Annotated in this window: 16 protein-coding genes; 15 read left to right on the top strand and 1 reads right to left on the bottom strand. The window is 39.8% G+C overall.

Going from position 1 to position 24031, the window contains the following annotated elements:
* Nucleotides 1–135: 135 nt before the first annotated feature.
* The 3 genes from H4075_RS20875 to H4075_RS20865 are packed head-to-tail and all read left to right on the top strand — an operon-like array spanning nt 136 to nt 2950.
* Nucleotides 136–612, top strand: coding sequence for an Lrp/AsnC ligand binding domain-containing protein (locus H4075_RS20875; protein WP_182802745.1), 477 nt, complete (start codon nt 136–138; stop codon nt 610–612).
* 53 nt (nt 613–665) lie between these two features.
* Entirely contained in the window at nt 666–1508 is an 843-nt protein-coding gene (locus tag H4075_RS20870; protein WP_182802744.1) for a hypothetical protein, read from the top strand.
* Entirely contained in the window at nt 1508–2950 is a 1443-nt protein-coding gene (locus H4075_RS20865) for an O-antigen ligase family protein (RefSeq protein WP_182802743.1), read from the top strand. The genes H4075_RS20870 and H4075_RS20865 overlap by 1 nt, the downstream gene beginning before the upstream one ends.
* Here the strand turns inward: H4075_RS20865 and H4075_RS20860 are convergent.
* Nucleotides 2945–3934, bottom strand: a complete 990-nt coding sequence (locus H4075_RS20860) for a LacI family DNA-binding transcriptional regulator (RefSeq protein ID WP_182802742.1) — start codon at nt 3932–3934, stop codon at nt 2945–2947. The two genes, H4075_RS20865 and H4075_RS20860, sit on opposite strands and share 6 nt — an antisense overlap.
* Nucleotides 3935–4204: 270 nt before the next feature.
* Here H4075_RS20860 and H4075_RS20855 point away from each other — a divergent pair, with 270 nt between their 5' ends.
* The 12 genes from H4075_RS20855 to H4075_RS20800 all read left to right on the top strand — a co-directional run bounded on the left by H4075_RS20855 (nt 4205) and on the right by H4075_RS20800 (nt 24028).
* On the top strand, nt 4205–7180 hold the full coding sequence (locus tag H4075_RS20855) for a SusC/RagA family TonB-linked outer membrane protein (RefSeq protein WP_255460253.1): 2976 nt from the start codon (nt 4205–4207) through the stop codon (nt 7178–7180).
* 19 nt (nt 7181–7199) lie between these two features.
* Nucleotides 7200–8735 carry a RagB/SusD family nutrient uptake outer membrane protein gene (locus H4075_RS20850; protein ID WP_182802741.1) on the top strand — a complete coding sequence of 512 codons (1536 nt, stop codon included), beginning with the start codon at nt 7200–7202 and terminating at the stop codon, nt 8733–8735.
* Between the two features lie 134 nt (nt 8736–8869).
* Nucleotides 8870–12175, top strand: coding sequence for a VCBS repeat-containing protein (locus H4075_RS20845; RefSeq protein WP_182802740.1), 3306 nt, complete (start codon nt 8870–8872; stop codon nt 12173–12175).
* 2 nt (nt 12176–12177) lie between these two features.
* Nucleotides 12178–15477: a VCBS repeat-containing protein gene (locus H4075_RS20840; RefSeq protein WP_255460252.1), complete on the top strand. Its 3300-nt coding sequence runs from the start codon at nt 12178–12180 to the stop codon at nt 15475–15477.
* Between the two features lie 25 nt (nt 15478–15502).
* Nucleotides 15503–16432 (top strand): hypothetical protein, encoded by a 930-nt coding sequence (locus H4075_RS20835; protein ID WP_182802739.1) that lies wholly within the window; start codon nt 15503–15505, stop codon nt 16430–16432.
* A gap of 103 nt (nt 16433–16535) precedes the next feature.
* Nucleotides 16536–18581: a glycoside hydrolase family 65 protein gene (locus tag H4075_RS20830; protein ID WP_182802738.1), complete on the top strand. Its 2046-nt coding sequence runs from the start codon at nt 16536–16538 to the stop codon at nt 18579–18581.
* 151 nt (nt 18582–18732) lie between these two features.
* The gene (locus H4075_RS20825) at nt 18733–19122 is read left to right on the top strand and encodes a GxxExxY protein (RefSeq protein WP_182802737.1); all 390 of its coding nucleotides are present in this window, start codon (nt 18733–18735) and stop codon (nt 19120–19122) included.
* Nucleotides 19112–19771 (top strand): HAD family hydrolase, encoded by a 660-nt coding sequence (locus H4075_RS20820; protein WP_182802736.1) that lies wholly within the window; start codon nt 19112–19114, stop codon nt 19769–19771. Before H4075_RS20825 ends, H4075_RS20820 begins: the two co-directional genes overlap by 11 nt.
* Before the next feature lie 21 nt (nt 19772–19792).
* Nucleotides 19793–20353 carry a hypothetical protein gene (locus tag H4075_RS20815; RefSeq protein WP_182802735.1) on the top strand — a complete coding sequence of 187 codons (561 nt, stop codon included), beginning with the start codon at nt 19793–19795 and terminating at the stop codon, nt 20351–20353.
* Between the two features lie 210 nt (nt 20354–20563).
* Nucleotides 20564–21895 carry a vanadium-dependent haloperoxidase gene (locus H4075_RS20810; protein WP_182802734.1) on the top strand — a complete coding sequence of 444 codons (1332 nt, stop codon included), beginning with the start codon at nt 20564–20566 and terminating at the stop codon, nt 21893–21895.
* A 41-nt stretch (nt 21896–21936) separates the two neighbouring features.
* Entirely contained in the window at nt 21937–23043 is a 1107-nt protein-coding gene (locus H4075_RS20805; protein ID WP_182802733.1) for a transporter family protein, read from the top strand.
* A gap of 40 nt (nt 23044–23083) precedes the next feature.
* Entirely contained in the window at nt 23084–24028 is a 945-nt protein-coding gene (locus tag H4075_RS20800) for a transporter (RefSeq protein ID WP_182802732.1), read from the top strand.
* Nucleotides 24029–24031 lie beyond the last annotated feature (3 nt).

Below are 24031 nucleotides of genomic sequence, written 5' to 3'. Positions count from 1 at the left end.
CAAAGAACGATTACAGTGCAATATTAAAGCATATTCGCAATTCTTTGAACAATTTTCAACAAAAATTTTAAAACTTTCGATTATATTCAAAATGTAATTCTTAATATTGAAAATATTTTAAAACAAGCTGGAAATATGGGTGCTAAATTGAATCTTGACAAACTGGACCTGCAGATCATTTCTGAAATGATGGAAGATGCACAGATTTCGTATGCCGATCTTGGAAAAAAACTCTTTGTTTCAGGCGGTACCATCCATGTTCGCATCAAAAAACTTCAGGAACACGGCATTGTAAAAGGAACAAAACTGAATGTTGATCTGAAAGCACTGGGTTACGACATCACTGCTTTTGTGGGCATATTCCTCGAGAAAAGTTCGTTGTACGATACTGTTGCAAAAGACCTGCGTAAGATACCGGAGATCGTTCGCCTTAATTATACAACCGGTAATTACAGTATGTTTATTGAAGTGGTGTGTAAGGATATTAACCAGCTTCGTTTTGTGTTACATGATGCATTGCAAAAGATAAAAGGTATTGAACGCACAGAAACGTTTATTTCGCTTGATGAAAGCTTTAACCGAAAAGTGGAAGTGGTGCAGGATGTTGCCTGATCTGATAGCTGTAACAACTAATTGTCTATTGGTTTCTTTTGAATAATACGCATATGAATTTAGATATTGTCTTTGATGTGATCCGTAAACGCTGGATGCAGGCTGCACTGCTGTTGTTTCTTGCAACTGTTCTTACAGGTGGAATCCTTTACCTGCAAAAACCTTATTTCCGAAGTACGGCTGTGTTTACTGCAGCGAATCCTAACCTGGGCGACCGTTCTAATATTTACCGTACAGAATTTTGGGAACAATACTTTTATTATGGTGGTGAGTTTGATAATGACCGGTTGATGGCACTTGCACGGTCCGAAGAGATGTGTCGTTTTATGGTGGATAGTTTTGATTTGATCAAACACTATAAAATAAATGCAGCCGATGAAAAGGCAACTTACCTGGCCGATTATGAATACAAAGAGAATATCCGTATTCATAAAAATGAATTTGGGCATGTAAAAATAAATGTGTGGGATACCGATAAGAAACTGGCAGCTGCAATAGCGAATGCCATTGTTGCACGAACAAATGCAAAGAGTATTGCTTCATTGAATAACATGAAGCTGGAAATATTACGAAAGCTGCAACATGATTTTAATGTGCAGAAAGATAGCCTTCAGCTGATCGAACTGCATCTGCAATCAAAAGCTGATGCGTTACTTACTGCACGCAAGACAGATGTGATCAGTCGATTGAACGAAACAGAAAAACTGATCCAGCAATTTAACACCAGTGTTAATGAAGTAAGCGCCTTGTTTGTAATTGAAGAAGCGCTGCCTGCTTTAAAGAAAGATAAACCCAAAGTAATGGCAGGAATGATCATGGCAGCAATTGTATCATTTATCTTTTCTGTGTTGCTGTTATTGTTTGTTGAGTGGAGATCAAGAAATAAAGCAAGCTGATGCAACAAGCCGTTTCAAAACAGGAGTTGATGCGATGGTGGTTGCCGGCCATTGCCGCTATTCTTTGTTTTGTTACGGGCATCGTATTAGATGAGAAAACTTTATTGGTGCTGCCTTTTGCAGTACTCGCCATATTTGTTTTCAGCAAAAACCTGCGTTATTTATTTTTTGCTTTACTGTTTGCCATTCCTCTTTCAACCGAATTTTCTGTTACATCTACTCTCTCAACCGACTTGCCCGATGAACCGATGATGCTGATGTTGGCAGGTTCATTACTACTGTTGCTGATTCTTAAACCTTCGCTACTGCCAAACGAATTAATGAAAAGCAGTTTAGTGCTGCTGCTGCTGTTGCAAATGCTGTGGATGCTGGTAACTGTTCTCTTTTCTCATGAATTGTGGTTAAGTATAAAGTATTGCCTGGCAAAATCGTGGTTCCTGTTAGCGTTTGTTATTGGCGGATTACTATTCTTACGTACAAAAGATGATCTGAAACTTGCATCAAAGGCATTGATTTTCTCCATGCTGATACCTATTGTAATAAGTTTAGTGCGCCATGCTGGCAAAGGCTTTTCATTTGAATCCATTAACTCAACACTTGATCCCTTTTTCCGGAATCATGTAAATTATTCAGCAGTAATTGTATGCCTCTTTCCTGTTCTGCTTGTATGGTATCGTTTTTCTGAAGGAAGATTGCGTAAATGGATCATTGCATGCATTGTTGTTTTTCTTGTTGCATTGTTCTTTGCTTATTCAAGAGGTGCGTGGCTTTGTCTTATCTCCGGTGCTGTTACATGGGTTGCAGTAAAACGCCGTTTTTTATTATCGCTGATTGTTGCTGCATTGATCATAGCAACAGCTTCTTTGTTTTGGCTGATACAAGATGATAACTATTTAAAGTTTGCACCTGATTTTAATACCACAACACAGCATACCGATTTTAATGAACATCTTGAGGCGACGTACACATTAAAGGACATGTCAACAATGGAGCGTTTCTATCGTTGGATCGCCGGTATAAAAATGCTGAACGAAGAAAAAATGCATGGATTTGGCCCAAACAGTTTTACCATTTATTATAAGGAGTATACCGTATCAGCTTTTAAAACCTGGGTAAGCAGTAACGAAGAGAAATCATCGGTACATAATTATTTTCTGTTGATCGCTATTGAACAGGGCCTGCCGGGTGTAATTATATTACTGGCATTACTCATGTATATGTTTGGAGTTGCTGTGAAAGCATATCATACACTTCATGATCCGTTTGAACGTTCACTTGCCATGCTTTGTGCTGTTGTGTTAAGTATGATCGTAACACTGAACCTGTTGAGCGATTTGATTGAAACAGATAAGATCGGCAGTCTTTATTTCATCATCCTTGGCTTGCTGATACGGTTACAGGTGAAAGTAAATGAACAAACGAAAAAAGGTTACTTCTTATAAAGAACCACCCTCCACAAAACGTGAACTCACAAATATTTCCTTCGCTTCTTCTTTTCCTTTCACACATTGCATCATACGCTCACAGGCAAGCTTGCCTAATCGATAACCACTTGTTTCAACAAACGTGATCTCGGGATAATAGAGTTTAGGGAAGAAACCATCACTCAATGTAATAATTCCTGTTTGTTGCGGCACTTCGATCTTCAGTTTCTGAACACTCTTCATTACGCCCATTAATATTTCATCACTCATGCAAAAAACAGCATCAGGTTGTTTTTTCAATTGAAAGTAACTGTTGCTGATATTTTCTGCCTCCTCACTTGTATCAGCATATTCAAGTGAAAGTTTTATGTTCTTATCTGCCGGTAAAGCTTCCTGGAATGCTTTCAGTCTTCGTTTGGTGATTGACATATGCGTATCTCCAAAAATGCCAAGAATATTTTTCTTATTTTTCTTCAGTAAGGCTTCTGCAGCCATTACGGCAGCTTCTTTATCAGCAAGACAAACCCTGTTGTAAGAATCATCATCAGGAACCTTGTCAAAAAATACGACGGGTATGCCTGCGTCTTTCATTTTATGAAAAGCATCAAGGTTGGTTGTTTCTTTTGATAAACACACAAAAACACCACTCACCCTGTTTTGCCGGTAGATCTTCAGGTTTGCAATTTCGGTTTCAGGATTGTCCGCACTTTGTAAAATCATAAGGGAGTAACCCGATTGTTTCACCTCTTCTTCCACAGCTGCTATAAATGAGTCATAAAAATTATTGGTAATAGATGGGATCAGGATACCAAAAACTTTTGTGTTTTTGCTACGGAGGTTAACGGCAACAGCATTTGGTTCGTATTCAAGCGTTTCAGCCAGCTCCATCACTTTCTGCTTGGTGCTTTGTGATATATCAGGATGATTTTTCAATGCTCTTGATACAGTAGATATACTGATATCCAGTACCTGGGCTATTTTTTTGAGTGTTGCGTTCGCCATATTGAATGATTAGGGTCGATAATTTTTCCACCGCAATTATTTTCGCAATCGTTTGCGTGTTCTCTTTCATAAACTTAGCACGTTTTGTTGGAACTATTTGCTGAAAACTTGGTTTAAATTCACAGAAGATTAACAGCTCATCGATTGCATGTTTGCCATTTAAGTATGGTTCAGGAAGATCAGTCCCTTGAAACTGAACCCTCCCTTCAGGTATTTCCTGCATAGACAGCTGTGGTCTATAACCCCTCAACAATTTAAAAACTACTGATTATGATCTTGACGAAACTTGCAAGAGGCATTCTCACCATGTTCAGTGTGTTTGTATTGGTGGCTTTCGCCTCAGCACAAACCAAAACTATTACAGGTAAGGTAACAGATCCAAAAGGCGAAGCTGTGCCCTCTGCAACTGTAACAGTTAAAGGAACAAAGACCTCTACCTCCACCGGCAATGATGGTACATTCCGGCTCGCAGTTCCATCCAATGCAACCACTTTAGTTATTTCATCTGTTGGTTATACTTCTACTGAAGTAAGTATTTCGGGCGATGTGGTAAATGCTACATTGGAAGTTGCCAATGAAGCTTTGAACGAAGTGGTGGTTATTGGTTATGGTACACAACGTAAACGTGATTTAACCGGAGCGGTTGCTTCCGTTAAAGCAAAGGACTTTAACCAGGGTGTGCAAATTGCACCCGATCAGCTCATTCAAGGTAAAGTTGCCGGCGTACAGGTAATTAATAACAGTGGTCAGCCAGGCGGCGCCACTACATTTAAAATTCGTGGTAACTCATCATTAAGGACAGGCAACCAGCCTTTGTTTGTTATCGATGGTGTTATTGTGGATGGATCAAGTGCAAGACCGGGCTTAAGCGTTACCGGTTTGGGTTCAACTCCCGATGGCAACCCTTTGAATTTTATTAATCCAAACGACATCGCATCGATTGATGTTTTAAAAGATGCGTCAGCAACAGCCATTTACGGTTCACGTGGTGCAAATGGTGTAGTAATTGTTACCACCAAGAAAGGTCAAAGCGGCACACCTAAAGTAGAATTAAGTGGCAGTTACGGTGTTAGTTCAATTCTCAGGAAGATTGAAGTATTGAATGCTACAGAATACCGTCAATCCTTACAGGACTACAGCTTAACAGCTGGCAACTACAATGCAGATGTTGATGCTTATGATGCCATTCTTACAACTGCTAATACACTTAATGGTTCATTAGCTGTAAGCGGTGGCTCTGAAAGTGCCCGTTACCGTGTATCTGTTGGTTATCTTGACCAGGAAGGCATTATTAAAAATACAGGCTTCAAGAAATTAACTGCAGGCATCAACTCAACCATGAAGCTGCTGAAAAGTAAGCGTGCCGGTCTTGATTTTAACTTAGTAGTATCACAACAAAACGAAACGCTTGGCGCTATCAGTAACAATGCAGGGTTTACCGGTAACGTATTATCAACTGCATTGCAATGGAATCCAACACGTGCTTTAAGAAAGCCTGATGGATCGATCAATAACTATTTCGATGGTTCTACGCTTAACCCGTTAGAATTTATTGAGGGCTACAACGATAAAATATTATCTACAAACGTGGTAGGTAGTGTTGCACCATCATTTAAGTTTACAGACAACCTTGAGTATAAGTTGATCTATGGATTTAACTACGGAAGTGGCGAACGCAGAACATCTATTCGTAACTGGGTAAACCTGGAGGAGAATGGAATTAATGGTACTAACCCTAATGGTAGAGGAACTGCAGCTATTGGTAACAATCAGTTACTTACCCAAACCGTAACACAAACGCTCAACTATAATAAGAGAATTGGTAAAGAATTAAACTTTACAGGTTTATTGGGTTATGAGTATTTCAGAAAAGAAAATAAAGGCTCCAACTTATTTGCAAGAGGTGGGTTTGGATATTTAGATCTTGATTACACTGATGTTATTGAAGCCGGATTAAATTCGAATAAGCGTTTTTATTCTTTCAATAATCCTGTTGAAGAGATCAGATCATTCTTTACAAGGTTAAATTTTGATTATAAAAGTAAGTATTACCTCACTGCAACATTCAGAGCTGATGGATCAAGTAAGTTTGGTTCAAACAATCGTTATGGTTTCTTCCCGTCTTTCTCTGCCGGTTGGAATCTGTCTGATGAAGATTTCTTTGATGTAAGCTTTATCAATAGTTTGAAACTACGTGGCGGCTGGGGTATCACCGGTAACCAGGAGTTTCCTGCAGGCGCATCTCTTGCACGTTATGTACTGAATGAAAACAATGGTGGTATTTCACAGGTGCAATTACCTAATGCTGATCTTAAGTGGCAACAGGATGCACAGGCTAACATCGGTATTGACTTTTCAATGTTCAACAGAAAATTGAGTGGTACTATTGACCTGTTTAGCAGAAATACAAAGCAATTGCTTTTCCCAAGTATTTCACCTCAACCATCTCCGGGTACAACAATCTGGAAAAATCTTGATGGCGAAGTAATGAACAAGGGTATTGAGATTACTTTGAATGCGGCAATTGTTTCAAAACAGGATTTCTCATGGGATTTTGGAGTAAACGCCACATTTGTTAAGAATGAAGTATCGGGCTTGCCTGCACCAATTCAAACAGGTGAGTTGAACGGACAAGGTATGTCTGGTACATTATCTCAGCTTATCACAAATGGCCAGCCCATCAATACATTTTACACAAGAGATTTCAGGGGAATTGATAAGGCCACTGGTCAGTCAATTTATGTAAATGATGGTAATATCTTTTACTTTATGGGCAATCCTAATCCAACGACCGTTCTTGGTATTTCAACAACAGTAAGCTATAAAAAATTATCACTTACTGCAAACCTGAATGGTGCCTTTGGTCATGTTCTTTACAACAATACAGCAAATTCTGTGTTACCAATTGGTAACCTGGGTACAAGAAATATTGCCAAAGCGTTGTACAAAAACGGGGAGTCAATTACGAACCCAATTACGTCTTCTTCACGTTATTTAGAAAAAGGAGATTATCTGAAGGCTGCGAATACTACGTTGTCTTATAAGTTTGGAAGTATCGGAAAAGAGATCAGTGGAATTACAGTATATGTAACAGCTCAAAATCTTTTCCTTCTAACCAAGTATAACGGATTTGATCCTGAGGTGAATACAGATAAACAAGTGAATGGTATTCCTTCTGTTGGTATCGATTATATCGGTTACCCTTCAGCAAGAACATTCTTATTTGGTGTTAACGTATCATTCTAAAAACAAAATCTATTTGATTATGAAACATATCAAACAAATGTCTGTGCTTCTCTTGTTTGTCGCTTTCGCAGGTTGCGCAAAGATTGATGAGAAGTTCAGTGATAGTCTGGTAAGAGCCAACGCCTCAAGCGTTACGGCCGCTGACATTTTAAAGAACATATATGAAGGCGATATCCGCAACTTCATGAACCAGGATAATCTTTGGGCAATACAGGAACATACAACTGACGAATGTGTTGGACCAACAAGAGGTGGCGACTGGGACGATAACGGTATCTGGCGTGTTTTGCATCAACATACATGGGATGCCAACCATAACTATGTGCGTGGCGCTTTTGAAAACCTTGGCCGTGTAGTATATAACGCTACAGAAGCATTAGGTAAAAGTCCCAACGCACAGCAATCAGCCGAAGCAAGGTTCCTTCGTGCATTTGCAAACTTTTATTTGGTTGAGGGTTGGAACCAGGCTCCATATCGTGAACCAGGCGGCGACCCATTAGCAATTCCACAGGTACGGGTAGGAACTGCTGCTCTTGATTATGTTATTACAGAATTGGAAGCAATAAAAGCAGCATTGCCCGACGGGCCCGTAAATCTTGCAAATAAGAATGCATGTCGTGCATTATTAATGAAGGCATATCTTACCAAAGGAGTAGTTGCCAACAGAACAGCGCCAACACACCAGGCTGCAGACATGAACAAGGTGATTGCGTTGGCCGATGAAGTAATTGCTTCAGGTAAAACGCTCTCAACAAACTTCTATCACAATTTTGCACCAAATAACGATGCCCTTTCAACTGAAAATCTCTTTACAGGCATTAACTATGGTGGATCAAGCAGTGGTGGTGTTCGTTCAAGATACTTCTGCTCATTGCACTACAACCAAACTCCAAGTGGTTGGAATGGTTTCACTACATTAGGTGATTTCTACGACAAATTTGAAGCAGCTGATAAAAGAAGAGGCGATGCTTACACTGGTGTAACAGATGTTACAGGTTTGCGTGTAGGCTTATTGCTTGGTCAACAGTTTGACCAGAATGGTGTTGCATTGAAAGATCGTAAAGGCGGTAACCTTTCATTTACAAAAGCAGTAAAAGCAGTAGAAACAGATCCGGCTACATTGGAAGTAACAGGTATCAGGGTTGTAAAATACCCACCTGATTACAATAATGGAGATAACGTTAATAACGACTTCGTGATCTTCCGTTTAGCCGATGTATTGTTGATGAAAGCAGAAGCAATTCTCCGTGGCGGTACTGCTACAAATGTTGCCCCTTACGGTGCAACAGCGTTGAGTATTGTAAACTATGTTCGCACACACTCATCAAGAGGAGCGTCCTCACTTGCTTCAATTAATCTTGATCAATTGCTCGATGAGCGTGGTCGTGAATTGTATTGGGAAGGATGGAGAAGAATGGACTTGATCCGATTTGGAAAATTCCTGCAGCCAGGACAAATCAGAACAGCAGTTTCACCTGCAACAAGGTTATTGTTCCCGGTTCCCGCACAACAAATTGCAGCCAACCCTAACCTTACACAAAATCCCGGTTATTAGTTTTTATCATAATCAATAGGGAAAGGGGTCACTTGTTTAAGTGGCCTCTTTTTTTGACATAATTTATTTAGTAACCGACAATAGAACTCAACATTTTCAACTAAATTGAATTTCTTTCATTCTTACATTCAGTTATGAACCTGAGGTTAAAAATTGTAGTTGCCATTCTCTGTTTTTTTTCTGTTGTTTCCTGTAGCGATAAAAAAAGTGAAACACTTTTTGAATTGGTTGAAAACAGTGGAATTGATTTTGCCAACAAGGTAGACGACAGCAAGGATTTCAATATTTTCAGTTACCGCAATTTTTATAATGGAGGAGGTGTTGCCATTGGCGATATTAACAACGACAGCTTGCCCGATGTTTTTTTTACAGCGAACATGGGATCGAATAAGCTTTATCTGAATAAAGGAAATTTTAAATTTGATGACATCAGTGAAAAGGCCGGGTTCGGTGAAAAGCAAAAATGGAGTACCGGTGTGGTAATGGTAGATATAAATGCAGATGGTTGGCTGGATATCTACGTATGTAATGCAGGCTACCAGAAAGGAGTTGGGCAGGAGAATGAACTATACATCAACAATAAGAATGGAACATTTACAGAAAAAGCAAAAGACTACGGATTAGATGATGCTTCGTTTACAACCCACGCTGCTTTTTTTGATTATGATCTTGATGGCGATCTTGATTGTTATTTACTCAACAATAGTTTTATTCCTGTTAATACACTTAACTATAGTAACAAACGTAACCTGCGTGCAAAGGATTGGCCGGTTGAAGAATTTATTAAGGGCGGTGGCGATAAGTTGTTAAGGAATGATAACGGACAGTTTACCGACGTAAGTGAAGCAGCTGGCATTTACGGAAGCTTAATTGGATTTGGACTTGGGGTAACAGTGGGTGATATAAATGGCGATCATTATCCTGATATTTATATTTCTAATGATTTTTTTGAGCGTGATTATCTCTACATCAATCAGAAAGACGGAACGTTCAGGGAAGAACTTGAACAACGGATGCAGCATATCAGCTTATCATCAATGGGTGCTGATATGGCTGACATTAACAACGATGACCATCAGGATATTTTTGTAACCGACATGTATCCCGCCGATGATTACCGGTTAAAAACAACAGCAAGCTATGATAATGTAGAGGTGCATACAAGAAAAGTGAAGGAAGGATTTTATCACCAATACATGCAGAATACGCTCCAGGTAAATAATCAAAGTGGCGCATTTATGGAAACGGCGCATATCAGCGGAGTGGCCGGTAGTGATTGGAGTTGGGGAGGATTGATCTTTGATGCGGACAATGATGGCTTTAGTGATCTGTATGTATGCAACGGCATTTACCATGATGTAACAGATCAGGATTTCATTGATTTTTTTGCTGATGAAATTATTCAGCGCATGGTAATGACGGGTGAAAAGAAAGAAGTAAGTGAGGTGATCAATAAAATGCCATCAACACCAATCCTTAATAAGTTTTATCATAACAAAGGCGATCTTCAGTTTGCTGATGCAGGTGTAGCAAACGGCTTTACACAAAAAAGTTTTAGCAACGGTGCTGCTTATGCTGATCTGGATAATGATGGCGATCTCGATCTCGTTGTGAATAATGTAAATGAAAAAGCATTTGTTTACCGTAACCATAACAACGACCAATTAAAGAATAACTATATCACTGTTCAGTTAAAAGGGAAAGATCAAAACACATTTGCTATTGGCAGTAAAATAAAACTGTATGCAGGTGCTGAGATCATCAGCCGTGAAGTAATTCCAAGCCGCGGTTTTCAAAGCAGTTGCGATTACAGGCAGACCATTGGCTTCGGCAATAAAAAAATTGACAGCCTGTTGATCATTTGGCCAAATCTTACTCAGACAGTCATCAAACAACCGGGCATCAATCAACTTCATTTCGTTCAACAAACGGGGAATGAGGTAAAGCTGAATGAACCCTACCGGGAAGCACAACCACTTTTTGTAAAGAGTGACAGCACATTTGAAAAGCATAACGAAAACGAATTTGTTGATTTTTATTACGAACGGAATATTCCTGTTAAGTTAAGTGCGCAAGGCCCTCGTGCTGCGGTGGGTGATGTAAATAATGACGGTTTAGATGATGTGTACATTGGCGGTGCAATGGGGCAGGCCGGTCAATTGTATCTGCAAACAAATGTCGGTTTCAAAAAGAAAGAACAACCATTGTTTGAAGAAATGAAATCGTATGAAGATGTAACCGCATTAATGATAGATGTGGATGGCGACAAAGATCTTGATTTGATCATTGGTAGTGGTGGACATACACAGCCATCTCAAAAGGCAGAGATCAGGAATCGCTTGTATCGGAATGATGGCAAAGGGAATTTTACTCATGATAAAGATGCATTACCTTCTAATGCTGATAATACTGGTGTAATTACGGCAAACGATATTGATAACGATGGTGATTTGGACTTGTTTGTTGGAGGAAGAAGTAAATCGTATAACTATGGTGTAACTCCGCAAAGCATGATCCTGATCAATGACGGCAAAGGAATATTTTCTGATGTAACAGTACAATTCAATGCAGCGATCAAAGCCATCGGAATGGTTACCGGTGCTGTGTTTGCAGATGTCAATGCTGATAAACAAAAAGAACTGATCATTGTTGGCGAGTGGATGACACCCCGCATCTTCACCTACAGAAATAAAAAGTATGAAGAAATACCATCATCACTAAATCAGTTATCGGGCTGGTGGCAAACAATAACTGCTGCTGATCTTGATGGCGATGGTGATGAAGACCTTGTGCTGAGTAACTACGGAAATAATTTTTACCTGCATGCCGATAGCAGCAACCCGGTTAAAATGTTCATTAATGATTTTGATGGTAACGGCATACCTGAAAAGATCATTACAAAATCACTTGAGCAAAAAGACAAACCTGTTTTCCTCAAACGTGAAATGCAGGAACAGATTCCTTCTTTAAAGAAACAGAACCTGAAGCATGCTGATTTTGCAACGAAAACTATCCAGGAACTTTTTGCAGCCGATATTTTAGAGAAGTGTGTGCTCAAACAAGTGAACTACAGCAGCAGTTGTATTGCATGGAATGATGGCAATACGAAATTTCCAATACACCCCCTGCCATTGCTCACACAGTTGAGCAGCATTAATGCGGTTGTAGCGAAAGACATAAACAACGATGGAAAAACAGATTTAATTCTTGCAGGTAATGAGTTTGACTTTATTCCACAGTTTGGCAGGTTGGATGCAAGCTATGGCACTGTCTTGTTAAACAAAGGAAACCGGCAGTGGCAAACACTAATGCAAAAGCAATCAGGCATTTTTGTGCGTGGTATGGTTCGGGATATTCAATTGATATCAACCCGAAATGGCAAAGCAGTTCTGTTTTTGCAAAACAATGATGCACCTGTGTTGTATAGTTTAAATCAATAAACGTGAGCAGTAGAAATTTTCTTCTTTATAGTTTGGCATTGATGCTTGTATCCTGTTCATCACCAAAACAACAACCGTTGTTTGAATTGATGAAGAGCGAACAAACAGGGTTACAGTTTACAAATAAACTTACAGCTACACCCGCCTTTAACATGTTTAATTACATGTATTTCTACAACGGAGCAGGTGTTGGTGCAGGCGATTTTAATAACGATGGGTTGATCGATCTCTTCTTTGCTTCCAACCAGGCACAGAATAAATTATTCATTAATAAAGGCGGCTTGCAGTTTACTGATGTAACAAGCGAAGCTGCTATTCCAAACGATGGTGGTTGGAGTACAGGTGTAAGTGTGGTGGATATTAACAACGATGGGCTGCTCGATATTTATGTTTGTCGTGTTGGACAGTACGAAGTATTGAAAGGAAAAAATCAGTTGTTGATCTGTAAAGAAATTAAAAATGGAGTTCCTGTTTATGAAGACCGGGCAGCAGCTTATGGTCTTGATTTTTCCGGTTTCAGCACTCAGGCTGCTTTTTTTGATTATGACCTTGACGGTGACCTTGATATTTACCTGATGAATCACTCTGTTCATCACAACGGAACATTTGCTGAACGTGCAAACTTTTTGAATACTTATCATCCATTAAGTGGCGATCGTTTTTACAAAAATGAAAACGGTAAATATATTGATGTAACAAAAGAAACCGGCATTAACAGTTCAGCCATAGGTTATGGTTTAGGTATTTGTGTAAGCGATATCAACAAAGATGGATGGCCAGATCTTTATATTGGTAACGATTTTCATGAAAACGATTATCTCTACATCAACCAGCAAAACGGAACATTCAAAGAAGAGTTGAATGAACGTATGATGCATACCAGCCAGTTCAGTATGGGTGTGGATATTGCAGACATCAATAACGATGCATTACCTGAGATCATTTCAATGGATATGTTACCGCAGGATCCTTACATTCTTAAACGCAGCCTTGGTGAAGATGAATATGAAACCTTTAACATGAAACTGCGTTACGGTTACAATTATCAGTATGCAAGAAATGCATTGCAGTTAAACAGAGGCAATGGAATGTTCAGTGAAGTTGGGCTTTACGCAAATGTATATGCAACCGACTGGAGCTGGGCTCCGCTTTGGTTGGATTTTGACAATGATGGACTGAAGGATTTATTTGTAAGCAACGGAATCCCCAAACGTTTAAATGATATTGATTATGTAAACTATGTAGGCGATGCTTCAATTCAACAGAAAATACGGGAAGGGAAATTGGGTGAACAGGAAATGACTGTGATCGATAAGTTTCCACAGATCAAATTGCCTAATAAGTTTTACCGTAACAAAGGAGATGTTCAGTTTAGCGATGAAGCATCATCAATAAAAAACGATCAGCCAACATTCAGCAACGGTGCAGTGTATGCCGATCTTGATAATGACGGCGATCTTGATATTGTGGTCAACAATATTGATGATGCGGTAATGCTGTATAAGAATGCATCAAACGATGCGCAGCAACAACAATATCTTTCAGTAGAATTAAAAGGCGACAGCTTGAACCGTCATGCAATTGGTGCAACTATACTTGTTTATGATAGGTCAAAAAATATTCATGCATTTGAGAAACAACCGGTGCGTGGTTTTCAAAGCAGCATGGAAATACCGCTGCACATTGGTCTGCAGACTATCAAAGTTGATTCTGTTCTTTTGATATGGCCAGATAGAACGTATGAAAAACTTTCTGTTACAGGTAAAAAATTGAAGGCGGTATATAAAAAGGGATTACAACGGTTTGATTTTTCGGTATTCAAAACCTCGGCACAAAAAAATCAACTGCAGTTTACTGATATTACGCAAGCATCGGGTTTGCAGTTTCTGCATCATGAAAATGAGTTTAACGAATTTAACAGAGAGTACCTCTTGCCCAGTATGCTCACAACGGAAGGTCCTGCTTTGGCAACAGGTGATGTAAATAAAGATGGCCAGGAAGATGTATTTATTGGAAGCAGCAAAACATACAAACCTGCATTGTTTCTGCAAACAGCCGAAGGCCGGTTTATAAAAACACTACAGCCTCAACTTGAAGCGGATAGTATGTATGAGATCACCGATGCATTAATTGTTGACGTAAACAACGATGGCAACAATGACCTTATACTGGCAAGCGGAGGTAACGAATACTATGGTAAAAATAAGTATGAGCAAACAAGGGTTTTCCTGAATGATGGAAATGCAAATTTTTCATTAGTTGATAATGCGATCAGTAATGTATTTGTAACGGCTGGTACAATAACAGCAAGCGATTTTACAGGCGATGGATTTGTTGATCTGTTCATTGGCGGACGAACTGTTCCCTGGGCATATGGTGAAATACCCCGCTCTTATTTGCTTGCCAATGATAAAACAGGAAAGTTTAAAGATGTAACAGATCAATACACTAAAGACTTGCAAACCATCGGCATGGTTACCGGTGCTTCGTGGACCGATCTTGACAAGGATGGAGACGCTGACCTGCTGTTATCATTGCAATGGGATGGAATTATTACTTTCATTAATAACAAAGGCAGTTTCACGAAAAAGAAACTTACTGAGAAAAAGGGTTGGTGGAATTTTGCATTGCCTGTGGATCTTGATAATGATGGTGATCTTGATATTGTGGCTGGTAATCTTGGTTTGAACAGCAGGTTGAAAGCTTCAACAACAGAACCGGTGACGATGTACTACAACGATTTTGATGAGAATGGTAAAAAGGAACAGGTACTTACTTATTATCTCAATGGCAAAGAGATTCCTTTTGCAAATAAAGCAGAACTGGAAAAGCAATTGCCATTCCTGAAGAAGAAATTTTTATATGCTGATGAGTTGGCAAAAGCAAAACTCGGCGACATATTCAGCAAATCAATGCTGAGTAAAGCCGTTACCTATAGTGCTGATTGTTTTGAAAATGCTGTGTTTATAAACGATGGAAAAATGAATTATACAATGAAACCATTTCCCTGGCAGGCACAGTTAACAACTTATCGCACTGCAGTTGTGATTGATGCAAATGGAGATAAACTGCCTGATCTGTTGCTGGGAGGAAACTTCAGAGAAAATAATATTCAAATGGGCAGATACGATGCTGATTATGGTACCGTGCTGCTTAACAAAGGGAAAGGAGAATTCGACATTGCTTTTGTAAACCCTGTTATAAAAGGACAAGTGCGAAAAATAAGATCAATAAAAGTAAATAAGCAACAGGCATTCTTGCTTGCAAGAAACAACGACAGCCTGATGCTTATCAAACAATAAACTATTTAAAAAACGAGATCGGATCATGAAACGTTTGGCATTGATAGTACTATTTGTTTTTATCGGCTTACTCGTGTTTGTTTATGGATTTATTCCGTCAACAATAACCATCAGTAAAACAGCCTCTGTTAAATGCATCGATAAAAATGTACTGCTGTTACTTGGCAATAAGCAAGGCTGGAGTAAATGGTTACCTAAAGAGTCGTTTGCATCTGATCTTATTCAATACAAGGATTATCAATTCAAGTTAGGTGGAGCTACTTATACAACAGTAACATTCGATGCTCTAAGTGATGCTGATGTAATTTTCAATGAAATTGGCTTTGTCAAAGATTCTGTCACTAAAACAAAAATATCTGTTATCAGCAGCATTGCAACAGGAATGAACCCCTTTACCCGTTTCAGGAAATGGCAGATGATGAAAAATTATGAATCAGTAGTAGATGGGTTGTTTCAGCAGCTCATCAATTTTGCTGAAGACAAAAAGAATATTTATGGTGTTGATATAACAGATGGACGGATTCCTGATTCATTATTTATTTCAACAAGAAAAACATTCGATCATCACCCGACAGAAACAGAAACTTACCAACTTATTGATCAGTTGGCAGCTTACAGTAATTCACAGAATGCCAAACAGGTAAATCCACCAATGATGCATGTAGAACGTTTAGATAGCGCTCACTTTGAAATGATGGTGGCATTGCCAATTGATAAAGCCATTGAGAATTCAGGCATTTTTTCATTTAAACAAATGGTAAAGGGAAATACCTTAATTGCAGAAGTGCGTGGCGGAAGGTCAACAATTGATAACGGGTTAAAGGCGTTAGAGCAATTCAAATCGGATTATCAATTTACCTCGCCGGCTATTTCATTTGAATTGATGATCACCGACAGAAGAGCGGAACCGGATACGTCAAAATGGATCACACGTTTGTATTTTCCTATCTTTTAAAATTGAATTTTCCATCGCAATCGTTTGCAAATTTTCTTAAGAAAAAACGGCTTCTATCCTTTCGCTATTAGTAGTTATCTTTCTCCTACTAACGAATTTTGCCATGAAACGATTAACGATACTGACATTTCTATTTGCAGCATTTTCAGCAACAGCACAAAAAATTGATCCCTGGAAAATAACGGCCACCAATTTCGATCCTTCAAACTACTACGGTATCACCGTTGCCAACGGTATGATCGGTGTGGTGTCATCACCCGAACCGTTTAAAGTAAAAGAAGTAGTGTTAGCAGGTGCATATGATCTGTATGGCCGGGGCAGAGTAAGTAATTTTTTAAAGAGTTTCAATCTGCTCAACAGTTATCTTGAAATTGATGGCAAACGCATTGATACAAAATCAGCTTCAAATATGAAACAGGAGCTGGACATGCAGCATGCCAGTTTCACCACAACATTTGATTATGCAGACAAAGCAACTGTAACCTATACTTATTATTCTTTGCGTCATTTGCCATTTACAGTTCTGATGGATATTGTTATTACACCGAAAAAAAATATCAGTATATCCGGAGCCAGCGTAATGGAAGCACCCGATGCATTAAAAGATGTACAGAATTATTACAATGAAATCGATCGTCCGCATGTAACCATGAGCTTACTCACCTCATCCGCAAAAAGCCCGACGGGTAAATTGCTGATGTGTGCAAGCAATACATTTTTGTTTTCTGAACATCATGGCAGCGAACCAAGAGTCATTCATGAGATGTGGGATAACAATATGCATCTCGTAAAATTCAACAAGCAATTAAAAGCTGGCGAAACCTATCGTTACTCCATTGCAGGTTCATCTATCACTTCTGCACATCATGATGATCCGTTGAATGAAGCCGAACGTTTAACCATCTATGCAAAGCTCGAAGGGCGTGAACGTTTACTTCAGTTTCATAACAAAGCATGGGATGAGTTATGGAGCAGTCGCATTACAATTGAAGGTGATGCTGCAGCAGCGCAGGATCAGCAAGACATCAACAGTATGCTCTATCATCTGTATTCTTTTTCCAGGGAAGGCACAGCATTGTCGCCATCACCAATGGGTTTAAGCGGGTTGGGTTATAACGGTCATGTGTTTTGGGATACAGAGTTGTGGATGTATCCTGCATTGCTTGTATTAAAACCTGAGCTGGCAAAAAGTATGGTGGAGTATCGTTACCAACGATTAGAAGCAGCAAAGCGTAATGCATTCAGCAAAGGATATAAGGGAGCCATGTTTCCCTGGGAAAGTGCAGAAACTGGTGTGGAAGAAACACCGGTGTGGGCATTGAGTGGTCCGTTCGAACATCACATCACTGCATGTGTTGCCATTGCTGCATGGAATTATTTTTGTGTAACACAGGATAAAGTGTGGTTACGTGAAAAAGGTTATCCCATCATTAGTGCAACAGCTGATTTCTGGGCAAGCAGAGTGGAGCGTAACGGCAATGGAAAGTATGATATTAAAAATGTAGTGGCTGCAGATGAGTGGGCCGAGAATGTAGACAATAACGCCTTTACGAATGCTGCCGCAAAAGCCAACTTACAATTTGCAACAGATGCAGCGAAATTGTTGGGCATACTTCCCAATGCAGATTGGCTGAACGTGGCGAATAACATTCCTGTGTTGAAATTTCCTGATGGTGTAACAAGAGAACATGCAACTTATAATGGTGAAGGCATTAAACAGGCGGATGTAAATTTATTAGCGTATCCGTTGAAAGAAATAAAGGATGCCGTATCCATCCGTAAAGATCTGGAGTATTACGAACAGCGTGTTCCCAACGAAGGAACACCAGCTATGACGCAGGCAGTATTTACAACATTGTACGCAAGGTTAGGTGATGCAACAAAAGCCTATCATTGGTTTAAAGATGCGTTCATTCCAAATCTCAATCCGCCGTTTCGTGTAATTGCAGAAACAAAAGGAGGCACTAATCCATACTTCGCTACCGGTGCAGGTGGGATTTTACAAAGTGTGCTGATGGGTTTTGGCGGATTAGAAATTACGCCGACAGGTATTATGCAATTAAAAACAGTGTTGCCAGCTAATTGGAAAAGCGTAACAGTTTACGGGGTTGGTGTGCAGAAGAAAACATTTGTGAATAAGAGGCAGTAGCACAGAGAACACAAAGAATACACCAAGTTCTCGGAGGGTTCTTTGTGTTCTTCGTGGCATCCTTCATTTTCTTGGTGATACTTTTCTTGCCGGGTTCCTATGTTGACTTGATGAAATCCTTTGTGTACTTTGTGCTACCAAAAAAACACTTATGACAGAAAATGAAATCGCTACTCAAGTAGTTGATGCTGCACTTAAAATTCACAAAACACTTGGCCCCGGACTTTTAGAAAAAGCATATGAAGAATGTCTCGCTTATGAATTACGAAAACGGACACTTTATGTTGAACAACAAAAAGGATTTCCATTAACGTACGAAGAAGTGAAATTGGAAGTTGGGTACAGAGCCGACCTACTGGTAGAACATAAACTGATTGTAGAGATAAAATCAGTAAGAGCATTGCAGGATAATGATACTGCACAAGTGTTAACTTATCTCAAGTTGTCTGATTGTAAATTAGGGTTACTTATTAACTTTAACGTTTCACTATTAAAAAACGGAATTAGACGTTTAATACTTGGACAGCTTCATGAAGACTAAAGCCTTTCTCTTCGATCTCGACGGTACACTCATCGATACCATGCCATGGCATTTCAAAACATGGCAACTGGTGGTAGCCGAAATGGGCAGTCCGCTGCACGGTGATGCATTAATGAATGAACTGTATGGCAATGGCGCAGAACTCATGAATCGATTGATACCCGGGCGAATATTTACTGAAGAGGAAGCCAAAGCAATTGTGGACGCCAAAGAAGAGCGCTACCGTCAACTTTATGGTAAACAAATAACGGTGTTGGAAGGCACCAGAGAATTTTTAGATGCAGCTCTTTTACAAAAGATTCCAATGGGTATTGGCACCGCCAGCAATCAGGCCAATATTGATTTTGCCTTAGATCAACTGCAGCTTCGCTCCTACTTCACCGGAATTGTGGGAGCCGATGATGTGCAACTCAGCAAACCACATCCTGAAACATGGTTGAAACTGGCAGATGCTTTGCAAACCCCGCCTGAGCATTGCATTGTGTTTGAAGATGCCCCAAAAGGAGTGGAAGCTGCCCAAAAAGCTGGGATGAAAGCGGTGGCCATTACCGGCCATTATGCTGCAAACGATTTCGGAGAATATGATAATATTTTAAAAATTGTTCCGTCGTTAAATGCTTTGCAGGTAAGGGATTTCCTTTATCTTTAGAAAGCCAAAAACGAATTGCTGTTGCGAATAATTGCTTCCATATTTTTCCTCACGATACTTCTGTTCAACTGGTTTGGTTACCGGGTTGTAATGGATTATGTACAGCAAAAAGCCGATACACATTTCGAACAAAAGCTTGATAACAAAGAGTACGATGCATCTGCATTAATTGAAGTGCGTGCACCTGTAAGCCTGCCTTATCAAACCGATTGGAAAGAATTTGAACGGGTAAGTGGTGATATTACCATTAACGGCATGCATTACAAATATGTAGAACGTAAGCTCGAAGGCGGTGAAATGATCTACAAGTGCATTCCTGATGAAGGCAAGGCACGAATAGTAAATGCAAGGGAAAATTTCTTTAAACTGGTGAACGATCTGCAAAACCAGCAGCAACAAAAATCAGGTAAGCAACCTGCCACATCGTACAAAGCTTTTTCATTTGACTATTGTGAGCAGTTAAGTCAGTGGTCGCTCGACGCATTAGACAAACTGCATCAACCATTCAACCATACCTTTTCAGCAACTACTCTGTCTGCGTTTATTCTTAAAGCAGAACAACCTCCTGAAGTAACAGCATAATTGCTCCTCATTCTTTTCGTTTAATGAATGTGTAAGCTGTTGATTCCTTCTTCGGAGATCTTGCTCCGCTCGGAGGGCAGCAGAGGTTTGCACAAACAACATGATCAAAGGGGTGGGGTTAGCTCACTAACAATCCGCAGTTGAAGTGTGCGACGCCTATACAGTTGAAGGGCGCACAAAAGACCACTACAAAAAAATTAAGACTCAGAGATGAAACAAATTGTATTCGCAGCAATCGTTGCAGTATTTATGATTGCATGCAAACCCAATGGAGATTATAAGGCATATACCAATGACCCTTTGTTATACAGCAGAACAGTAAAGAAACTCAATAACGTTGTATTGGAAAATAATTTTCCGCCTATGATCGCTGCACGTAATTATGTGTATGCAAATATTGCAGCATACGAATGTGTAGCGGCTGGCGATAAAAATTACAGAAGCATGAGCGGACAAATAAAACACATGCCGCCAATGCCAAAACCTGATACAACGAAAGCACCAATTGATTTTTCGTTGGCTGCATTGCTTGCGTTTACAAAAGTTGGTAATGCTGTTACCTTTCCTGAAGGCAGCATGATGGAGTATTACAATGAACTGAAATCAAATGCTGATTCAGCAGGTATGCCATCAGATATGCTGGAGAATACAATTGCTTTTTCTGATACCATTGTTGCCACAATTATGAAATGGAGCAAAGGCGACAACTATGCTGCCACACGTGGCGCAGAAAAATTCACCGTGCGTGAAGAAAATGGCCGTTGGTTACCTACACCACCTATGTATGCAACTGCAGTGGAGCCGCATTGGGGTAAAATACGCCCAATGGTGTTAGACAGTTCTTCGCAGTTTGAAATTCCACGTCCGCCTGTATTTGATGTTACAAATAAAAACAGCACTTACTATGAAGCAATGATGGAAGTAAAAAATGTGGGCGATAGTTTAACGGATGAACAAAAACATATTGCAGATTTCTGGGACGATAATCCGTTTAAAATGAATGTGAGCGGACACGTCATGTTTGCTACCAAAAAGTTTTCACCTCCGGGCCATTGGTTGAATATTGTTGGTATTGCAGCGAAAGCAGCAAAGGCCGATTTTAATTCAACTGTTGGTGCATATGCCATTACTTCCATTGCATTTTTTGATGCATTCATTCGTGGATGGGAAGAAAAGTACAAAAGCAATTATGTTCGCCCTGAAACAGCGATCAATAAACATGTTGACCAGGAATGGCGCCCTTACATTCAAACACCTCCTTTCCCTTCGTATGTGAGTGGCCATGCTACTAACTCTGCGGCAGCAGCTGAAACGATGACGTCGTGGTTTGGTGATCAGCTTTCATTTACTGATACTTCATTACTGGAGTTTGGAATTGCGAACCGTGAGATCAAATCATTTCGTGCGGCAGCTGCTGAAGCTGCCATGTCGAGATTGTATGGTGGTATTCACTATCGTTTCGATAATGAGGAAGGATTAAAGGCTGGCCGGCAGTTGGGTGAACTGATCGTGCAACGGATCAAACTTAGAGCTAACAGATAAACACCTGATCGATTACAATCAACAACCAAACTATTATTGAAATGAAAAAAATATTTGTATTACAATTAATGCTTATCGCTTTAGTTTCTTTTATTGTGAATGATGTTGCTGCGCAAGGTTGCGTTGCTGTCCGAAGTAACGGGGCAATGTGCACAGTAAGTCATGCTGATGCAGAAGACAATCACAAATGGCAATTAACAACGGGCTACCGTTATTTTCATTCATTCCGTCATTTTGTAGGAACCGAAGAGCAAAAACATCGTGTGGAAGAGGGCACCGATGTACGCAACTGGCAGCATGCACTTGATTTCACCTTAGTACGTAAACTCAACAAACGCATGTCGCTTGCCGTAAATATGCCGCTTATTTCTAATCGTCGTTCATCGATGTATGAGCATTATGGCAACAGCAGCACAAACCCTAATGCAAGAAGAGAAACAACAACGTTCGGTATGGGTGATATCCGTATTACGGCTTATCGTTGGATGCTCGATCCCGTAAAAAGTAAGAAGGGAAATATACAGGTAGGTCTTGGATTAAAATTACCAACCGGCGATTACCGCTATAATGATTTCTTCTGGAAAAACGATTCAACAAAAGTATTAGGTCCTGTTGATCAATCGATCCAGTTAGGTGATGGCGGCACAGGCATTTCACTTGAATTGAATGGCTATTATGTATTCACAAAAGCATTGAGTGCTTACGGTAATTTTTATTATCTCAGCAATCCACGTGAACACAATGGTGTATCAACTGCTAGAGGTGGTACAACATCTGCTACAAATATTTTATATGGAAGCAGTGTAATGAGTGTGCCCGATCAATACATGTTGCGTGGCGGACTGAACCTGATGGTGGGTGCTTTTTCAGCATCAGCAGGTGTTCGTTTGGAAGTTGTTCCATCAGAAGATATTATTGGTGGAAGCAGTGGCTTCCGTCGTCCGGGTCGCATTTTTGGTGTAGAACCAGGTGTCGCTTACCAGTTTAAAAAAGCAAGCCTGTTTGCAACTGTGCCTTATTGGTTCAGCAAAAACCGCACACAGAGTTATGCTGATAAACAACGAACAAAAGCAACAGGTGTGTATGCTCAAGGCGATGCTGCTTTTGCTGATTACTCAATTAACATCGGTTGCACAGTAAAATTCTAACAGTTACCCAAAGCAACAGGTGTTGCAAAACAATCATCAAATGAAATTATCGATAAACCTTTTATTGTTTATGTTGCTGTTTATTGCAGCAAAACAATCATCTGCCCAAACAGATATTGATGCCATCATGATGGAGAAGAATGCATTCTGTGTTGGCCCCGGTTACGCTTACAGCAGTTGGAAAGAATATTGGGAAGGAACAAAGAAAAGGGAGAACCTCAATCTTGGAACAGTAAGCACACAAATGTTTGCTATAATGGGCAACTACGGCGTTTCCAATAAACTGAATGTATTATTTAATGTGCCGTATGTGGTAACAAAAGCCAGTGCAGGAACATTAAGAGGACAACAGGGTATGCAGGATCTCAGTCTGATGTTGAAATACAGGGCAATCAATAAAAAAATTTATAGCAGTCGTGTGGCATTAATTGGCTTGCTGGGCGGTTCGCTGCCAATGAGCAATTATACAGCCGATCTGTTACCATTGTCGATTGGTTTGCAAAGTAAAACAGCAATGGCAAGATTGATGCTCGATTACTATTACGATAACAAGTGGTTTGCAACTGCATCTGCTACTTATGTGTACAGAAGCAATGTTACACTTGATCGTGATTCGTATTATAGTGACCGGTTTATTCTTTCGAATGAAGTGGATATGCCCAACGCAACCAGTTATAACATTCGTGCAGGCTACCGCACACAATGGTTAATTGCTGAAGCAGTATTGAATAACTGGACCACAAGAGGTGGCTTTGATATCACACAAAACAATATGCCTTTTATCAGCAATCGCATGAATGCCACTTCACTTGGTGCAAACGTCAAATATGTGTTTCGTAACAAGCCGCAGCTTTCTTTAACCGGAGGAGCAAGCCAGGTAATTGCCGGAAGAAACATGGGGCAAAGTTTCAATGTAAACGGAGCTGTGTTTTATGTATTTGATCTCAATAGAAAAGAGAAAAAGAATAAGCAAGACACAAACTGATCT

Origin of the sequence: Lacibacter sediminis, from assembly GCF_014168535.1 — a bacterium.
Lineage (GTDB): Bacteria > Bacteroidota > Bacteroidia > Chitinophagales > Chitinophagaceae > Lacibacter > Lacibacter sediminis.
This window is presented reverse-complemented; position numbering and strand designations above follow the sequence as displayed.